Source organism: Lysobacter sp. DMC97, assembly GCF_056313745.1.
Genome location: NZ_JBQUZR010000002.1, coordinates 341264 through 357767 on the forward strand (window position 1 = coordinate 341264; position 16504 = coordinate 357767).

The following is a 16504-nucleotide window of genomic DNA, read 5'->3' on the forward strand; positions in this document are numbered from 1 at the left end:
GCGCCGGCGCGCCGCTCAGCGTGCCGGGGTCTCGAACGCCACTTCCGCCGTCGGGGATTTCGTCCGCGCCCGGAACCAGTCGATGATGCGCCCGCGCTCGGCGTCGTCCACGTCACGGGCCATGCGGACGGTCAGCTGCACCACGGGCGTGCCGTCCCGGCCTTCGGCAAGCCGGATTCCCTGGCTCAGGGTCACGGACATGGCATCGGGCAACTGCGCGCGCAGTTCCGCGGCGATGTCGGCGGACTGGTCCCGCAAGGCGTCGTGTGCGGCGATGCTCTGGCGCAGTTCCGCCAGTTCGGCGTCCTTCTTCCGCAGGGCCTCCTGGCTGTCGCGGTAGAGGTCGCCCAGCAGGCTGGTCTTGAGCGCGCCCACGTCGATGTGTTCGTTGCGGCCGGCCTGATGCACCACCAGGCGCGCATCGCCCAGGCCGCCCGCTGCCAGCCGGCCCTGGATCGCCTGCAGCAGCGGTGCCTCCAGCGGCAGGCCGATCAGTGACACTTCGATCACCCCGGTCTTCGGATCCACCCGCGTGTCGGCGACGTGCGCGTCGTCGAAGCGGAACTCGCCGCGCACGAAGGCCATCGCCCGCGACTTGAACACTTCCTGCTCCACCAGCCGGTATGCCAGCCAGGCGCTCGGCAGCGACGTCGCCAGCGCCAGCACCAGCACCGACGCGCGGATGCGGTGCTCGGTGCGTGCGTCCACGAACGCATGCGGCGGCACCCGCACCAGGCGCAGCCCCAGCAGTGTCGACAGCGCGATGAACACGCAGTTGATCGAATACAGGTACAGCGCGCCGCCGAAGTAGGCCCACTGCGCGGTGGCGATGCCGTAGCCGGCGGTGCACAGCGGCGGCATCAGTGCGGTGGCGATGGCGACGCCGGGGATGACGTTGGATTTTTCCTCGCGGGTGATGCCGATGACACCGGCGAAACCGCCGAACAGCGCGATCAGCACGTCCCACAGCGTCGGCGAGGTCCGCGCCAGCAGTTCGGACTGCGCTTCGGCCAGCGGCGTGAGCGCGAAGTACAGCGTCGACACGGCGAGGCTGATCGCCGAGGCGATGGCGAGGTTCCAGAGCGATTTGCGGATCAGCGCGAAGTCGTACACCGCCGCGCCCAGGCCCACGCCCATGATCGGCCCCATCAGCGGCGAGATCAGCATCGCCCCGATGATGACCGCGGTGGAATTCACGTTCAGGCCGATCGAGGCGATGAAGATCGCCGCCATCAGGATCCACGGCGTCGCGCCGTGCAGATCCACGCCATCGCGGATGCGGCGTTCGATCACGTCGTCGCCCGCCTTGTCGGCCAGCAGGCTGAAGCGCTGGGTGAAGGACCGGGGCGGTGCGTCGGGCGTGGGCTGCGTCATCGGGAACTCCGGGCGGCGCGTGGCGGCAGGCCGCCATGGTGCAGGCAATCGCCATCGACGACGAGGGGCGTGCGCCGGCCGCCATCACCCGGGCCGCGAATCCGCCACCCCGGTGCGGTAGGCTGCGCGCCGGAACCCGGGCACGAGGATGACGGCATGCGGTGGAGTCGGAAAAGCGGCGTGGTCGCCTGCCTGCTGGCGGGCGCGTGGCTGTCGGCCGCGGGCGTGCCGCAGGCGCGCGCCGAGGACCCGGTCGCGCCGCAGGCCATGCCGGGCCCGACCGTGCCCTGCGCCGATGCCCCGCCGATGCTGCGCCAGGCCTGCCTGGACGCGGAACGCCGCGCCGATGCCGCCCAGCGCGCCTATGCACTGTGGCTGGCCGACCAGTTGGCCGCGGACGGCGACGCCCGCGACCTCGCGCTGGCGCTGTTCGTCCGCCGCGGCGCGCTGCTCACGCCCGACGTGCTGGCGGGGGTCGCCGACGGCAAGGCCGTGCCGCCCGACCCGGTGCTCGAACGCTGGTACCGCAAGGCGTATGCGAAGGCCGGCCGCGACGGCGTGACGTGGTCGCTGCTGGCCTCCGCCTGGGGCCAGATGGCGATGCCGAAACCGGCGGACCGCGACGCCCAGGTCGCCTGGGCGAAGGCCGACCCCGACAACCTCGCGCCGCTGCTGCTGGCGCTGCGCGAGGGCGAGGGCATCGACGCGGTGTTCGCGGCGCTGCCGAAGCGTGCGCACAACCGCGTGTACTGGAACGCGGTGCAGGCGCTGGCCATGGATGCCGTGCGCCGGCATCCGCCAAAACCCGAATGGCGCGACGCCATCCCCGCGCTGCGCGACAAGCCGCTGGAGGCCTACGGCCAGGAACTGGGCACCGCGGTCGAATTGCCGTCGTACCGCGGCCTGCTCGAAGCCTGCACACCGCACGATGGCGCGGATCGCCGCGGTCCGTGCCGCGCACTCGCCACCGTGATGCAGGACGCTTCCGACGTGCTCATCGCCCGCATGATCGGCAACCTGCTGCTGCGCCTGAACGCCACCGACGACGCCGGCCGCGCCGCCGCCCACGCCGGCTGGCGGCCGCTGTTCTGGCGCCAGCGCCAGCTTGGCGCCCACGGCGACGCCCGCTATGAATCCGCGTATCGCGACGCGCTGCGCGCCGATCCCGCGGCCGACGAAGTCACCCTGATCGACCGCGCCCTGCGCGTCGTCGGCGCCGACCCCGTGCCGCCGGCGGACTGGGAAACCGCGGTGCCGTGAGGCGCGTCGCGGCCGCCGCGCGGGCTTGCCGCGCCGCGGCCTGCACCGGGCAACGACGTTCGGGTGTCATCCCGAACCGCAGGTGAGGGACCTGCTGGTCTTCCGCGAAAGCTCCGGAATCCTGGCTTTCTTGCCGTCATCCTCGCGCAAGCGAGGACCCATGCCCGATCGCCGCTGATGCCTGGGTCCTCGCTTGCGCGAGGATGACGGGGGTGCGATCGAATCCGATGCCGGCCGGCACTGATTGCGGGCCTCTGCTCCAACTCGGCGGGCGAAGTCGTGCTGCAGCGGAGAGACGGGTCGATCCGGACCTGGGTCAGGCGTAGATCCGCACGCCGATATGGCGATCGAAACCGGGTTGCTCGGCATGCGGGAGACGTGAACGGGCGAGTCGCAGCGAGAAACCGCCATGCAGTGTGCCGTCGTCGTTGACCATCCAGTCCATGACGTCGGCATTCGCCACGCTCACCCGGTCATGGAGCGCGTATTCGCTGAAATCGCCGGGCAATTCGAAGAGTTCGCCGATGAAGCCGTCGTCGTCGTGTGCGATCACGATCAGCCACAGGTAGGCGCGGTAACCCGCGTCTTGCACCAGCGTCTTCACCAGCGGCGTGGCGTGGGCCGTGCCGGGTTGCGACAGCAGCGTCCGGAAGGTATCCAGCGTCCGTTGCGCCTGTTCGATCGTTTCCCGGAACGCGCGGTCGTCATCGCCGACGAACGTGAAGCGGGCGCCGGGATCGAGATCCGGCTTCCTGCCCAGTTCGCGCCGCAGCATCTGCCAGTCGTACCAGCAGTTTTCCGGGTCGATGTCCGCATACCCGCGCTTCTCCGCCATGGCAGCGATGGCATCCGGCGACACCATGATCACCGCCGCCTGATCGCGGATCGCGAGTGCTTCCGCTTCGTCGAGCGGCCTGCCTTTCCGATCCTCTGCGTGGATCAGCAACGTGCACAGTGCAGGCATGAACAGTGGTACGAGCGCATCGTCCTGCATTTCGTGCCTCCCTCAATCCGCCGACACCGTCCGCGCCGCGGCCCATTCGCGCAGGGCGGTGACCTGTTCGGCCATCAGCACCGACAGCGGGCGGGTGTTCTTGAGTTCGGCGCGCAGGTGGAAGTCGTTGAGCGGGTGGTTCGCGGCATGCGCGGTGTACAGCGCGGCGACGACGGCCTGCTCGATCTCGGCGCCGGAAAAGCCGTCGGAGGCGGCGGCCAGTGCAGGCAGGTCGAACTTGTCGGGATCGGCGCCGCGGCGGCGCAGGTGCACGGCGAACAGCTCGCCGCGGGCCTCGGGCGTGGGCAGGTCGACGAAGAAGATCTCGTCGAAGCGGCCCTTGCGCAGCAGTTCGGCGGGCAGGTCCTGCACCTGGTTGGCGGTGGCGACCAGGAACACCTGCTGCCGGCGTTCCGACATCCACGTCAGGAAGGTGCCCAGCACGCGGCGGGAGACGCCGCCGTCCTCGCCGCCGGAGCTGGCGAGGCCCTTCTCGATCTCGTCGATCCACAGCACGCACGGCGCCAATTGTTCGGCCGAGGCCAGCGCGTCGCGCAGGTTCTTCTCGGTCTCGCCGTGGTACTTGTTGTACAGCGCGCCGAAATCCAGCCGCAGCAGCGGCACCGCAAAACCTGCAGCAATGGCCTTGGCCAGCATCGACTTGCCGCAGCCCTGCACGCCCAGCAGCAGCACGCCGCGCGGCGGGTCCAGCCCGGGCGGCACGTTGCCGTCGACGAATGCGGCGCGGCGCAGTTCGATCCAGCGCTTGAGGCGGCGCGCGCCGATCACCTGGTCCAGCTTCACCGGGTCGAAGGCGTAGTGCAGGTGGCCGCTGCGATTGACCAGCTCGAACTTCAGCTTCGCCAGTTCCGGCAGGTCGTCGGCGTTGAGTACGCCGTCGCGGAAGATCAGGTGGCGGGCGATGCGGCGCGCGTCGGTCTCGGACAGTCCGCGCAGGTTGCGCACGATCTGCTTCACCGCCTCGGCATCGACCTCCACCCGCTTGCCGCCGTGCTCGCGGGCGTAGGCGACGGCCTCCTCCTTCACCATCCGCAGCAGCGCGTCGCTGGTCGGCAGGTGCGGGCGGTAGCGCACGGCGTAGGCCTCGAGGTCCTCGGGCAGCTCGATCTTCTGGCCGACCAGCACCACCACGTGCGGCAGGCAGTTGCGCCGCTGCAGGATGTCGCGGACCTGGCGCAGGGTGCCGGCATAGCGCAGGTAGGGGGCGAAATCGAGCAGCAGGTAGACGCCGCGCTGCTCGGCGCGATAGATCGCCTGCAGCGTGGCGCCGGCGTCGGGCGCGCTCTGCGACTCGTCCTCGCGGTCCATGTCGATGCGGCGCAGGCCTTCGGTGATCGACCAGCGGAACAGCGCGCGCCAGACGTGCATCAGCGACTGCCGGAACAGTTCCACCACCCGCGGTTCGTCCGGGGTCTCGATGACGATGAGGGGGGTGTCGGCGCGAATCAGCGCCACGAGGTCCTGCAAGCCGCTCATGGGGTCCTGGACGATGGAGGGAAAGGCCCCTCCGAAGCCGCGAAACGATAGCAAAGCGGCGGCTTCCGCGGGCGGTGCGCGTCCAAGTGCCTGATCCGGCTGGGGCTGGGGTGCCCGGGCTTGCCCGGACGGGGGAGTTCCGGTGCTAAGCTGCCGGCACTTCACTGCGGAGGTGCCGATGAAAACGGTTCTGGTCGCCAGTTCGAAGGGCGGGGTGGGCAAGACCACCATCGCCACCCATCTGGCCGCGCACGCCGCCCTGGACGGCCAGCGCACGGTGCTGGTGGACGCCGATCCGCAGCACTCCTCCACCCGCTGGGCCGAGCGCCGGGCCGACCTGGACAGCGCGGTGCTGCCGGTCGACGGCACCCGCCGCAACTGGGCCAAGCACGTGCCCGACGACGCCCAGCGCATCATCGTTGATGCCCCGGCCGGCGCCACCGCCGACAGCCTGGAAGACTTCCTGGAGACCGCCGACGGCCTCGTCGTACCGGTGCTGCCGTCCACGCTCGACATCGACGCCACCGTCGGCTTCCTCAACGGCATCGCCAAACACCCGCGCGTGCGCCGCGGCCAGATCCGCGTGGGCCTCGTCGGCAACCGCCTGCGCCCGTGGACCAACGCCTCGCAGCAGGCGGTCGCCCTGCTCGAACAGTGGCCCTACCCGGTCGTGGCGCAACTGCGCGACAGCCAGGCCTACGTGGTGCTGGTCGGCCTCGGCCGCAGCCTGTTCGACTACCACTCGCAGAACGTCCGCGACCACCAGGACGACTGGGCGCCGCTGCTGAAGTGGGTGAAGAAGGGGTAAAGCACGACGCGATGGCGACGACCACGATCACGATCCGCCGCCGGCTGCGGCGCCGCAAGCGCCTGTTCTGGCTCACGGACTATCTGGGGCTGTGGGGCGGCGCGGTGCTGATCGTGCTGGGCGAAACCGTGACGCGCCCGATGTGGATGTACGCGGGCTGCGCATCGCTGGCGATGGGCGTGATCGCGTCGTATGTCTCGTTCGCCCGGATCCGATGTCCGCGCTGCAACGGCAACATCGGCCATCTGGGAATCGATGCGCTCTCCGGCCACTGGCTGTGGGCGAAGCCCATCGCGTTCTGCCCGTACTGCAAGGTCGATCTGGACGAGCCGTTCGACGCATGAGGAATGACCGCCGTCGGAAGGAATCATCGACGCACCGATGTCGTGTGCCTGGTAGAGCGGCCTGACCAGCCATCCGGCTGTTGAACACCAGACCGCTGTCCTTCCTGCAGTTCAAAGCAAAAAAGCAGCGGCCTGGTCTTCAACAGCCGACAGGCTGGTCAGGCCGCTCTACCGGGCGCTGGGTGGCTTCACTTCGCCGGCAACAATCCCGCATCCGCCAGCAGCGCCTTCCCCAGCGCGATGCGCTTCGCGCGGTCGTCGGGCTTTTTCGGCGTGGCGCCGAGGGCGAAGCTGGCGGCACCGCGCGGGCCTTCGACCCAGCCGATCCACCACACGTTGCCGCTGCCGTCTTCGTCCTGGTGGGTGCCGGTCTTGGTGTACAGGGTCATGCCGCCGACGGCATCGTCGCGCATCGCCGCCTTCACCGCGGCGATCGTCTTCGCCGAGAAGGGCAGGTCGCCGCGGCGCAGGCGATCGACGAAGGCCAACTGCTGGCGCGCGGTGACGGTGAGCACGCCGTCGTGCCAGGCGCCCTTCGCGTCGTTGCCGATGCGGCCGTTGCCGTAGCCGACCTTCGCCACCCACGTCGCCAGCCGTTCGCGGCCGATGCGCGCGGCGACGGTGCGGAAGAACGCTTCGCTGGAGGTCTGCATCGCTTCGCGCAGCGCCATGTCGCGCTGCCATTCGGGATGCTCGGCATAGCGCGTGCCGTCCCAGCGCACGATCTCGTCGGCGCTTTTCAGCGCGCCGGTCTCCAGCGCGATCAGGCCCAGCATCACCTTGAACGTCGACGCCGGCCGCAGCGGCACGTCGGCGAGCGCGGCGCCGTGGATCACCTGCGCCGGGCGGCCGTCGCGCTGCAGCAGGAAGGTGCCGGCGTGACCGTAGGCGGCGAAGCGCGCCGCGGCGTCGGGGGCACGCGCGGCAGCGGACGGCGGCGCGGGCGGGGTCTTCGCCGACAGCGGCAGGGCGAGGCCCGCGGCCAGCGCGGCGGCGAGGGCGAGTGAACGGGACGGATGCGGCATCGGGAAGCTCCTGCGGCGGGTGTGCGACGCAGTCTGGACGCGACCGATGCGCGCGCCCAAGAGGCGCCGACGTCGCCCCCGTCACGGGCGTCACCCGTGTCACCGCGACCCGGCGCGCATGCCAGACTGTGGCGATGACCACCTCCGCGACGCCACGGCGACGCGCACCGGCGAAGGCGCCGGCCGCGCACGAGATCGAGATCGAACTGGGCACGCCCGCGCGCGTGCAGGGACAGCCCGCGCGGCACCAGTCGCTGTGGCTGCTGCTGCGGCTGTGGCTGGCGGCGCAGTCGGGCGAAGGCTGGGTGCGCGAGGCGCAGGTGCGCGAGCGGTTTCCCAATGCGCGCAACCTGCGGATGATCGTCAGCCGCGCCTACACCGACTTCGCGCGCTGGGGCCTGCGCGTGGGCTGGGGCACCGATCGCGAACGCGCGCCCGACCTGCTGCCGCTGGCCGGCCGCAACCGCGGCCCGTACTGGCTGGCCGACGGCGAGGCCGCGCGGCTGCAGCTGCGCCTGCATGGCGAGCCCGCCGATGCGCAGGCGGTCAGCGCCTGGCTGGGCGCCACCGCGGCGGCGCAGGCCGCGGCCGCGCCCGACGCCGCCAGCCGCGCCTCGCCGGCGTACTGGCACGCCTGGGCCGGCGCGCGCCGCGACATGCTGGACGGGCGGCTGATCCTCGATCGCGAACACGGCGCGCTGGCCGGCTACCGCCGCGCCCAGCACCTCACCGACGACCCGTGGCTGCAGGCGCTGGCGCTGCTGCAGCAGGCGATGGTCTGGCGGCGCGCGGGCAACGCCGATGCCGCGCGCGCGGTGCTGGCCGAACTCGACCGCCACTGGCACGACGAACAGGCGCCCGAGCACGCGTGGCTGGGCGCGATGGCCGCGATCGTGCGTGCGTGGTGCGCCTACGCCGGCCGCGATGCGCAGGCGGCGAAGCAGATCCTGCGCCAGGCCACCGAGGACCCGCGCTGGACCGGCCTGTTCCAGTACCACCCGCGGGTGCGCAGCGAGCACGCCAACCTGCAGGCGCTGATCCACCGCGCGCTGGCGCTGGACGACGCCATCGACATCGCCGAACGCAGCGCCGCCGCGCGCACCGCGGTGCAGTACTACCGCGCCGCGATCGCGCTGGCCAACGAGGCCGAACTGTTCGATGCCGCGGCCTCCACCGCCAGCAACCTCGGCTGGTCGCTGTGGCTGTTCCAGCGCTGCGGCCTGGACGTGCCGGGCGAGGACGGCGAACCGTTGCGCTGGATCGGGCTGGCGGCGTGGCTCAGCGGTCGCCACGGCGTAGGCGGCGGCGGCTGGAACACGATCTACCTGCTGCGCATGGCGCGGCGCGGCGGCCCGGAGACCCCGCATCCGCGGCTGGACGCCTTCCGCCGCTGGCCGGTGCTGTCGCCGGAGGCCTTCCGCGCGCTGATCGCGCCGATGACGCTGCACGTGGAATGGCCGTCGTGGCGCGAACTGGCCGCGACCATGCAGGCCGACGTCGACGCCGGCCGGGTGCAGGTCGACGCGCTGCAGCGCGCGAACGTGCTGCTGGAAGTCGCGTGGTACGAGGCCTACGACGGCGATCCCGCGCGCGCCGCCGACGCGGTGGCGCGCCTGCGCCGGCGCCTGCGCGAGCTGACGCCGGCCGACCGGTTGTTCTTCCGCGACGCGCTGCGGCGGCTGCCGGAGACAATCGCCTGAACCACGCCCGCGGCGCGGGCATGCGGGTGCCGGCCGGTTCGCGCTAAGCTGCGGACCCGTTCTGCCGAAGTCGATGCGCGCATGCGAACCCTCATCCTGCTCCGCCACGCCCACGCCGAACCGGCCGCCGCCGGCCAGGCCGATGCCGACCGCGCGCTGTCCGCGGAGGGGCTGGCCGAAGCCGAGGCCGCGGGTCGCTGGCTGGCCGGGCAGGCGCTGGTCCCCGACCGCGTGCTGTGCTCGCCGGCGCGGCGCACGCGCGAAACCCTGGAGGCCGTGCTGCGCGGCATCGGCTTCGTCGAACAGCGGCTGGCCGACGCCATCTACGAAGCCACCCCGGGCACGCTGGCCGAACTGGTCGACGAACACCGCGAGATGGACCGGCTGATGCTGGTCGGCCACAACCCCGGGCTGGAGCGCCTCGCGGCGCTGCTGCACAGCGGCCAGTCCGGCGACTACCGCGGCATGCCGCCGGGCAGCATCGCGGTGCTGGAATTCGCCGGCGACGGCGCGGTGGAGCCGGGTTCGGCGACGCTGTCCGCCTTCTGGTGGCCGTGAGGCCGACGGCGACGCCCACCGCCTGCCTCGCGGTCTGCGCGCTGCTGGCGGCAGCGCAGGCCGCCGACGCGGCGGAGATCGACCCGACGACCACCCGCATCGGGTTCACCCTGAAGACGCGCTGGGGCCAGGTGCTGCAGGGGCGCTTCCCGAAGTACAGCGGCGAGATCGAAGCGCTCGAGGACGGCCGAAGCCGCGTGCGCCTGCGCCTCTCGGCGCGCGACATCGAGATCGTCGGCCACCCCAGCTACACCGGCATGACCCGCGGCGACGGCTTCTTCCAGGCCGACCGCTTCCCCGAAGTGGATTTCGTGTCCGAACCCTACGCCCCCGCGCTGCTGGACACCGGCGGCAAGCTCGCCGGCCAGCTGACCATCCGCGACGTGCAGCGACGCGAGACCTTCGCGATCGCGCCCGGCGCCTGCGCGCAACCCGGGCACGACTGCGACGTGGTCGCCAGCGGCAGCGTCCGCCGCACCGACTACGGCGTCGACCGCTGGGTGTTCGCGGTGTCCGACACGGTGCGCTTCACCCTGCGACTGCGCGTGCGCGAGGACGGCGAATGAGCCTGCGCGCGCTGTGCATCGCCGTCTGCGCGCTCGCGCTGGGCGCCTGTTCGACGCTGTCCACCGCCGACCAGGCGCGGGTGGGGGCGGTGATCGAAGCGGCGCGCAGCACCGAGGTCGAATGCACCCGCGACGACGCCTGCGCGCGCCCGTCGCCGCTGCGCGCGCTGGGCGTGCGCGCGGCCGGCGGCGTGCAGGCGGAGGCGCCCGCGCCTGCCGTCGCGCGCGAGGCGTCCGCCGCGGTTCCGCCGGCACCCTCCGAGTCCGCCGCCGCAGACATCGCGCCCGCCGCGGCCGCGCCCGTACCCGCGCCTGCGTCCGCCACGGCGCCCGCCACGGCGCCGCAGCACTACGCGCTGATCCTCGACTACGGCCAGGACGCGCTGCTGGCGCGGCTGGACCTGATCCGCGGCGCGCAGCGCAGCATCGACGTGCAGACCTACATCTTCGACGAGGACGATGCCGGGCATCTCATCCTCGACGAACTGCTGACCGCGGCGCGGCGCGGCGTGAAGGTGCGGCTGCTGGTCGACCAGCTCGCGGCGCTCAAGCGCGTCGACACGCTGGCGGCGCTGGCCGGCGCCCACGCCAACTTCGAGATGCGGGTCTACAACCCGGTGCTGGGCCGCGCGCACTTCGGCTATCCGATGTACGCCTGGGCCACGATCTGCTGCTTCCGCCGGCTCAACCAGCGCATGCACAACAAGCTGATCGTGGTCGACGACCTGGTCGGCATCACCGGCGGGCGCAACTACCAGAACGACTATTACGACTGGGACGCGCGCTACAACTTCCGCGACCGCGACGTGCTGGTCGCCGGCCCCGCCGTGGCGGACATGGCCGCGCATTTCGAGACCTTCTGGAACGCGCCGCTGAGCACGCCGCTGTGGCGGCTGCGCGACGTCGGCCAGCTGGTGCTGCGCGAGGGCGTGCCGGCGGTGCAGCATCCGGCGCCGGAGCTGCCGAAGCGGGTGGAGACCATCGGCCGCGATGCCGACGACGCCGCGCTGGTGCGCAACCGCCTGGTCGACATGGCCATGCCGGTGCGCGACCTGCGCTACATCGGCGATCGTCCCGAGAAGCACGACGACGTGCCGGGCGGCCCCGCGGCGTCGTCGCACCTGCTGCGCGAACTGATCGGCTCCGCGCAGCACCGCGTGCTGCTGCAGACGCCGTACCTGGTGCTGTCGAAGCCGGCGCAGGCGCTGTTCCGCGAGCTGCAGCAGCGCGAGCAGCGACCGCGCGTGGTGGTGTCGACCAACAGCCTGGCCGCCACCGACGCCTTCATTCCCTACGCGCTGTCGTACAAGTACAAGCGCCGCTACCTGCGCGACTACAAGTTCGAGATCCACGAGTTCAAGCCGTTCCCGCAGGACGCGCCGATCGACGTGGAAGCGACCGGCACCGTCGAGGTGGCGTGGGACGAGGACGGCACGCCGATGGTGCTGCGCGACCCGAAGGCGCATGCACACCCGTCGGCGGCCGCCGGCAGCGGTAGCCGCTCGCCCGATCGCCCGACGCCGCTGGCGCGCGAGTATTCGGCGCTGCGCTATTCCAAGCGCGGCAGCAACGAGCGCGTGCCGCTGCTGCGCGGCGGCACCCGCTTCGGCCTGCACGCGAAATCGGTGGTGATCGACGACCGCATCGGCATCATCGGCAGCCACAACTTCGACCCGCGCGGCGACGACTACAACACCGAAGGCGTGGTGGTGGTCGAGGATCCCGCGTTCGCGCGGGCGCTGGCGGCGAGCATCGAGCGCGACATGCGCCCGGAGAACGCGTGGACCATCGCGCGCCGCGACAAGCCGCCGGTGTTCTCGGGGCTGGAGTATTCGCTGGCGAAGTTCTCCGAGCACCTGCCGCTGTTCGATTTCTGGCCGATGCGCTACGCCACCAGCTACGAATTCGTGCCCGGGCCCGAATGCCCCACGCCGCTGTCGCCGCGCGATCCGGAATTCCGCCGCTGCTATCGCCCGGTCGGCGATTTCCCGGAAGTGGCGCCGGTGATCCGCCCGCTCACGCGCATCTTCACCGCGTTCGGCGCGGGGCTGGCGCCGATTCTCTAACCGGCCTCCGGGCCACGATTCCACGCATTCCGACCCGTCCTGGTCTTGCCGGGGCGGCTTCGGCGCGGGCGCGGATCGACCGTTCGTCGGTCGAAATCCGGCCTGTTTCCATGTGAATCAATGGGTTGAAGGCACCCCATCGGCTGGGTGACTTCCGGCACAGGTGCATTGCTGGATAGGTGTTGTACTTTACCAACACACCAAGTCACACAGTCCTTTCCCGGAGCCCGCCATGAACCGCCTCGACACCCCCGTCCGTTCCTCGACCCCCGCCGCGGTCGCCGGCGCCCGGGTCGTCCCCTTCACCGCAGCCCGCCGCGAACGCGATTTCGGCGTGGGCTACGGCAGGAGCAGCGGTTACGCGATGGATCGCCGCTACACCAGCGACTGGGGCGCGACGCGCTTCCGCTGCGCCTGAAGCTTCCATCCGACTCCCTCCCCCTGCAACGCCCGGACGTCACGTCCACTGCCTACCGGATTCCCGCCATGAACGCCCTCCGTCTTCCCGCCCCGTCCCCCCGCCTGCGCGCCGGCCTGTCGGCCGCCCCGGTGATCCGCTATCGCGAACGCGACTTCGGCATCGGCTACGGCACGAGCAGCGGTTACGCGATGGATCGCCGCTACACCAGCGACTGGGCCGCCGCGCCCTTCCGCTGCCGCTGAAGCACCCCGTTTCCCCCACCCGCCCGCGGCGCGCGTCCTCTCCCTCCGCGCGCCGCGGGCGGGCCCGGCAGGGGCCTCGGGTATCCTTGACCGGATGAATACCCCCGCCCCTGCCGTCTTCCGGCGCACCGCCACCCCCGACCAGCTCAACGCGCTCAGCGGCGACACCGCGATGGCCTCGCTGGGCATCGTCTTCACCGAGATCGGCCCCGACTACGTGCGCGGCACGATGCCGGTCGACGCCCGCACCCACCAGCCCTACGGCCTGCTGCACGGCGGCGCCTCGGTGCTGCTGGCCGAAACCCTCGGCAGTTCCGCCGGCAACCTCTGTGCGCCGCCGGGCAAGCGCTGCGTGGGCATGGAGATCAATGCCAACCACGTCGGCGGCATCCGTGACGGCCACGTCGTCGGCACCGCGCGGCCGCTGCACCTCGGCCACAGCTCGCAGGTGTGGGAGATCCGGATCGAGGACGCCGCCAGCGGCCGGCTGGTCTGCATCTCGCGGCTGACCCTCGCCGTGGTGCCCGATCCGGGCGCGCCGGCACAGGGTGAAAAGCTCTAGATCGCCCGGGTATGGTGGCCCGCATGACCCGTGCACGTCCCGATTCGCAAGCCGCGAGGCTGGCGCGCTACCTGATCCGTTGGCCGATGCTGACGTGGCACGTGCTGGTGCACCTGCCGATCATCCTGATCCTGATGTCGCCGCCGTTCGGCGGCATCGTCATCGCCGGCGACCCGCTGAAGCACCGCGTGGTGCGCGGTTGGCAGCGCGGGCTGATGTGGGTGTTCGGCTTCCGCATGCGCCGCATCGGCACGCCGCTGCCGGGCGCGGTGATGTTCGTCGCCAACCACGTGAGCTGGATCGACATCGTCGCGCTGCACGCCTATCGCATGATGGGCTTCGTCGCCAAGCGCGAGATCGCCTCGTGGCCGCTGGTCGGCTGGCTGGCGACGATGGGCGAAACCATCTACCACCAGCGCGGCAGCCAGGAATCGCTGGGCGGCGTGCTGCACGAAATGCTCGCGCGCCTGCGCGACGGCCGCGCGGTCGGCGTGTTCCCCGAAGGCCGCACCCGCGGCGGCGACGCCGTCGGCCCGTTCCACGCCCGCATCTTCCTGGCCGCGGTGGAAGCCAACGTGCCGGTGCAGCCGGTGGCGCTGCGCTACGGCGAGGGCGGCGACGCCCAGACGATCGTCGCCTTCGGCCCGACCGAGAGCTTCGCGGCGAACTTCCTCCGCCTGCTGGGCGAACCGGCGCGCGTCGCCGACGTGATCTTCCTCGAACCGATCCTGCCCGCCGACGCCGAAGGCCGCCGCCGCCTCGCCGAGACCGCGCGCGGCCGGATCATCGCGGCGATGGGGCAGGTGGACGACTGACGCCGTCGGTCCGCTGTTCACGCAACCTCCGCTTTTCGTAGGAGCGACGTGAGTCGCGACCCCGGGGCTTCCGGGTCGCGACTCACGTCGCTCCTGCGAAGAAGTAATATTTCGTCCATGGATCATGGAGGGGGTATGGACGAGAAATCCGGGACGTACGCTTTGTATCGCCGTCGCAATGTGGTCGAGAAATCTATCAATTCGCTTCTCGGGATCATCGAGGGCATTTCAATCGACGGTGCTATCAACCAGATGGAGATAGGCTTTCTTGAGACATGGCTTGAGAGCCATCAGGGTTTGCGAGAAAGACATCCTTATTCTGAATTGATTCCATTGGTTGAAGAGGCGCTCGCGGATCGTCTCCTGAGCGAGGAGGAGAGAGAAGGGATCCTGTGGCTATGTGAACGGCTGAAATCATCAGAGTTTCAGGACGCGATCGCGACAGATCTGCAGGTCCTGCATGCGGTCATGGGAGGTATCGCTGCTGATGCTTCGGTCGGCGAGCAGGAATTGCGTGGTCTTTCGGAATGGTTGGACGCGCACGAGCATTTGCGTAAATGCTGGCCATACGATGAGGTCTCAAGCATCGTGACGTCCGTTCTCGCTGACGGAAAGGTCGATGCCAAAGAAAACGAATTTCTCGTCCAGATTTTTACGGAGTTCGTTTCCGTCCTCGACGATGTCACGATCACCAAGCCTGTCATGCATGCGGCAAATGCCGTGGTAGGTGTGTGTGCTGTCTGTCCTGGAATCGAATTCGAAGGAAAAGTTTTCTGTTTCACGGGAGCGTCCTCTCGTTGCAGTCGCAAGGAATTCGAGGCCACCGTAAGAAAATTCGGGGGCGAGACGGTTTCAGCGGTTTCCGGAAAAGTTGACTATCTCGTCATAGGTGCCGACGGGAATCCGTGCTGGATGTATGCCTGCTACGGCCGCAAGGTCGAGCGCGCAGTATCGCTGCGCCGAGAGGGGGCCAAGCTGATGATCATCCATGAGCTCGATTTCCACGACGCGCTTCGCGATATGGCCTGACGGCCTACTCTCACTGACAGAGGTCTTTTGTAGGAGCGACGTGAGGCGCGACCTTCCGAGACTTCCGGGTCGCGACTCACGTCGCTCCTACAAGAGCCAGGGCGCGGGCGCGGCGCATCGAATCCTTTTGAGCGCGCGCCGCGTATCCTCCCCCCATGCCCCCCGCGATCACCCCGTCCCCCTACCGTGCCCCGCTCTGGCTGCGCAATCCGCACGTGCAGTCGGCGGTGGCGACCAGTCCGCTGCGGCGCGCGCGCGGGGCGGTGCTGCTCAGGCGCTGCGGGGCGGTGCACACGCCGTACATCGTCGACGGCGGTGACGGCGTGCGCCTGGAGGGCGTGCACAGCCGCATGCCGGGGCCGGCGCCGCGCGGGCTGGCGCTGCTGCTGCACGGCTGGGAAGGCAGCGTCGAATCCAGCTACATGCGCATGACCGCCGCGCACCTGCTGCACGCCGGGTTCGAGGTGTTCCGGCTGAACTTCCGCGACCACGGCGACACCCACCACCTCAACCAGGCGCTGTTCCACTCCAACCGCATCGACGAAGTGGTGCATGCGGCGGTCGACATCGCCGACCGCTTCCTCTCCGCCGCGCCGCGGCCGATGGTGGTCGCCGGCTATTCGCTGGGCGGCAACTTCGCGCTGCGGCTGGCGTTGCGCGCGCCGGCCGCCGGGCTGCCGCTGGCGCGGGTGGCGGCGGTGTGCCCGCTGCTGGACCCGGCGGTGACGATGACCCGCATGGAAGAAGGCATGCCGTTCTACATGCGCTATTTCGAGCACAGCTGGCGGGAGTCGCTGCGGCGCAAGCGCGACACCTTCCCCGAGTACTACGACTTCGACGACCGCGTGCTGCGGCTGCGCATGCGCGAGCTGACCCGCTGGCTGGTGGAGCGGCACACCGATTTCGACACCCTGGACGACTACTTCGACGGCTACGCCATCGCCGGCGACCGGCTGTCGACGCTGGCGATGCCGGCCGACCTGCTGACCGCCGCCGACGACCCGGTGATCCCGGTCGCCGAATTCCACGCGCTGGGCCTGCCGGCGACGGCGGCGATCGAGATCGCGACCCACGGCGGGCACTGCGGGTTCCTCGACGGCCTGCGCCTGGACGGCTACGGCGAGCGCTGGGTGACGGCGCGGCTGGCGCAGGCGCTGCCGGCGGGCTGACCGTCGTCCCGTGGGCCGCCGGGCTTTGACCGGGCGCAGGAAAGCCGGCCGGGCCCGGGGGGTACACTAGCCGG

The 16504-nt window shown here is 70.7% G+C and carries 17 protein-coding genes; 13 read left to right on the plus strand and 4 right to left on the minus strand.

The genetic code is table 11. The features are described 5' to 3' along the window. Positions 1-15: 15 nt before the first annotated feature. Positions 16-1374: a DUF389 domain-containing protein gene (locus ACT53Q_RS04350; protein ID WP_476185434.1), complete on the minus strand. Its 1359-nt coding sequence runs from the start codon at positions 1372-1374 to the stop codon at positions 16-18. Positions 1375-1530: 156 nt separating this feature from the next. Here ACT53Q_RS04350 and ACT53Q_RS04355 point away from each other — a divergent pair, with 156 nt between their 5' ends. Then, positions 1531-2634, plus strand: a complete 1104-nt coding sequence (locus ACT53Q_RS04355; RefSeq protein WP_476185435.1) for a hypothetical protein — start codon at positions 1531-1533, stop codon at positions 2632-2634. Positions 2635-2950: 316 nt separating this feature from the next. Here the strand turns inward: ACT53Q_RS04355 and ACT53Q_RS04360 are convergent, their stop codons facing one another. Both ACT53Q_RS04360 and ACT53Q_RS04365 read right to left on the minus strand, forming a co-directional pair. Continuing rightward, positions 2951-3628 carry a DUF2314 domain-containing protein gene (locus tag ACT53Q_RS04360; protein ID WP_476185436.1) on the minus strand — a complete coding sequence of 226 codons (678 nt, stop codon included), beginning with the start codon at positions 3626-3628 and terminating at the stop codon, positions 2951-2953. A 12-nt stretch (positions 3629-3640) separates the two neighbouring features. After that, the gene (locus tag ACT53Q_RS04365; protein WP_476185437.1) at positions 3641-5125 is read right to left on the minus strand and encodes an AAA family ATPase; all 1485 of its coding nucleotides are present in this window, start codon (positions 5123-5125) and stop codon (positions 3641-3643) included. A 178-nt stretch (positions 5126-5303) separates the two neighbouring features. Here ACT53Q_RS04365 and ACT53Q_RS04370 point away from each other — a divergent pair, with 178 nt between their 5' ends. Both ACT53Q_RS04370 and ACT53Q_RS04375 read left to right on the plus strand, forming a co-directional pair. After that, positions 5304-5933, plus strand: coding sequence for a nucleotide-binding protein (locus tag ACT53Q_RS04370; protein ID WP_476185438.1), 630 nt, complete (start codon positions 5304-5306; stop codon positions 5931-5933). A gap of 11 nt (positions 5934-5944) precedes the next feature. After that, positions 5945-6277: a hypothetical protein gene (locus tag ACT53Q_RS04375; RefSeq protein WP_476185439.1), complete on the plus strand. Its 333-nt coding sequence runs from the start codon at positions 5945-5947 to the stop codon at positions 6275-6277. A 188-nt stretch (positions 6278-6465) separates the two neighbouring features. Here ACT53Q_RS04375 and ACT53Q_RS04380 read toward each other — a convergent pair whose 3' ends face one another. Continuing rightward, the gene (locus ACT53Q_RS04380; protein WP_476185440.1) at positions 6466-7302 is read right to left on the minus strand and encodes a penicillin-binding transpeptidase domain-containing protein; all 837 of its coding nucleotides are present in this window, start codon (positions 7300-7302) and stop codon (positions 6466-6468) included. Between the two features lie 134 nt (positions 7303-7436). Between ACT53Q_RS04380 and ACT53Q_RS04385 the strand changes: the two genes are divergently transcribed. The 10 genes from ACT53Q_RS04385 to ACT53Q_RS04430 all read left to right on the plus strand — a co-directional run bounded on the left by ACT53Q_RS04385 (position 7437) and on the right by ACT53Q_RS04430 (position 16430). Beyond that, the gene (locus tag ACT53Q_RS04385; RefSeq protein ID WP_476185441.1) at positions 7437-9002 is read left to right on the plus strand and encodes a hypothetical protein; all 1566 of its coding nucleotides are present in this window, start codon (positions 7437-7439) and stop codon (positions 9000-9002) included. 81 nt (positions 9003-9083) lie between these two features. Further along, positions 9084-9560 carry a SixA phosphatase family protein gene (locus ACT53Q_RS04390; protein WP_476185442.1) on the plus strand — a complete coding sequence of 159 codons (477 nt, stop codon included), beginning with the start codon at positions 9084-9086 and terminating at the stop codon, positions 9558-9560. Next, positions 9551-10126: a YceI family protein gene (locus tag ACT53Q_RS04395; RefSeq protein ID WP_476185443.1), complete on the plus strand. Its 576-nt coding sequence runs from the start codon at positions 9551-9553 to the stop codon at positions 10124-10126. Before ACT53Q_RS04390 ends, ACT53Q_RS04395 begins: the two co-directional genes overlap by 10 nt. Next, on the plus strand, positions 10123-12192 hold the full coding sequence (locus ACT53Q_RS04400) for a phospholipase D family protein (RefSeq protein WP_476185444.1): 2070 nt from the start codon (positions 10123-10125) through the stop codon (positions 12190-12192). Before ACT53Q_RS04395 ends, ACT53Q_RS04400 begins: the two co-directional genes overlap by 4 nt. A gap of 232 nt (positions 12193-12424) precedes the next feature. Next, positions 12425-12610: a hypothetical protein gene (locus tag ACT53Q_RS04405; RefSeq protein ID WP_476172853.1), complete on the plus strand. Its 186-nt coding sequence runs from the start codon at positions 12425-12427 to the stop codon at positions 12608-12610. Between the two features lie 68 nt (positions 12611-12678). Beyond that, a complete protein-coding gene (locus ACT53Q_RS04410; protein WP_476185445.1) occupies positions 12679-12855 on the plus strand; it encodes a hypothetical protein in 177 nt (58 codons plus the stop codon). 94 nt (positions 12856-12949) lie between these two features. Beyond that, positions 12950-13417 carry a hotdog fold thioesterase gene (locus tag ACT53Q_RS04415; protein ID WP_476185446.1) on the plus strand — a complete coding sequence of 156 codons (468 nt, stop codon included), beginning with the start codon at positions 12950-12952 and terminating at the stop codon, positions 13415-13417. A 23-nt stretch (positions 13418-13440) separates the two neighbouring features. Then, the gene (locus ACT53Q_RS04420) at positions 13441-14232 is read left to right on the plus strand and encodes a lysophospholipid acyltransferase family protein (RefSeq protein ID WP_476185447.1); all 792 of its coding nucleotides are present in this window, start codon (positions 13441-13443) and stop codon (positions 14230-14232) included. A gap of 135 nt (positions 14233-14367) precedes the next feature. Next, complete coding sequence (locus tag ACT53Q_RS04425) at positions 14368-15261, plus strand: BRCT domain-containing protein (protein ID WP_476185448.1); 894 nt, start codon at positions 14368-14370, stop codon at positions 15259-15261. 167 nt (positions 15262-15428) lie between these two features. After that, positions 15429-16430, plus strand: coding sequence for a YheT family hydrolase (locus tag ACT53Q_RS04430; protein ID WP_476185778.1), 1002 nt, complete (start codon positions 15429-15431; stop codon positions 16428-16430). Positions 16431-16504 lie beyond the last annotated feature (74 nt).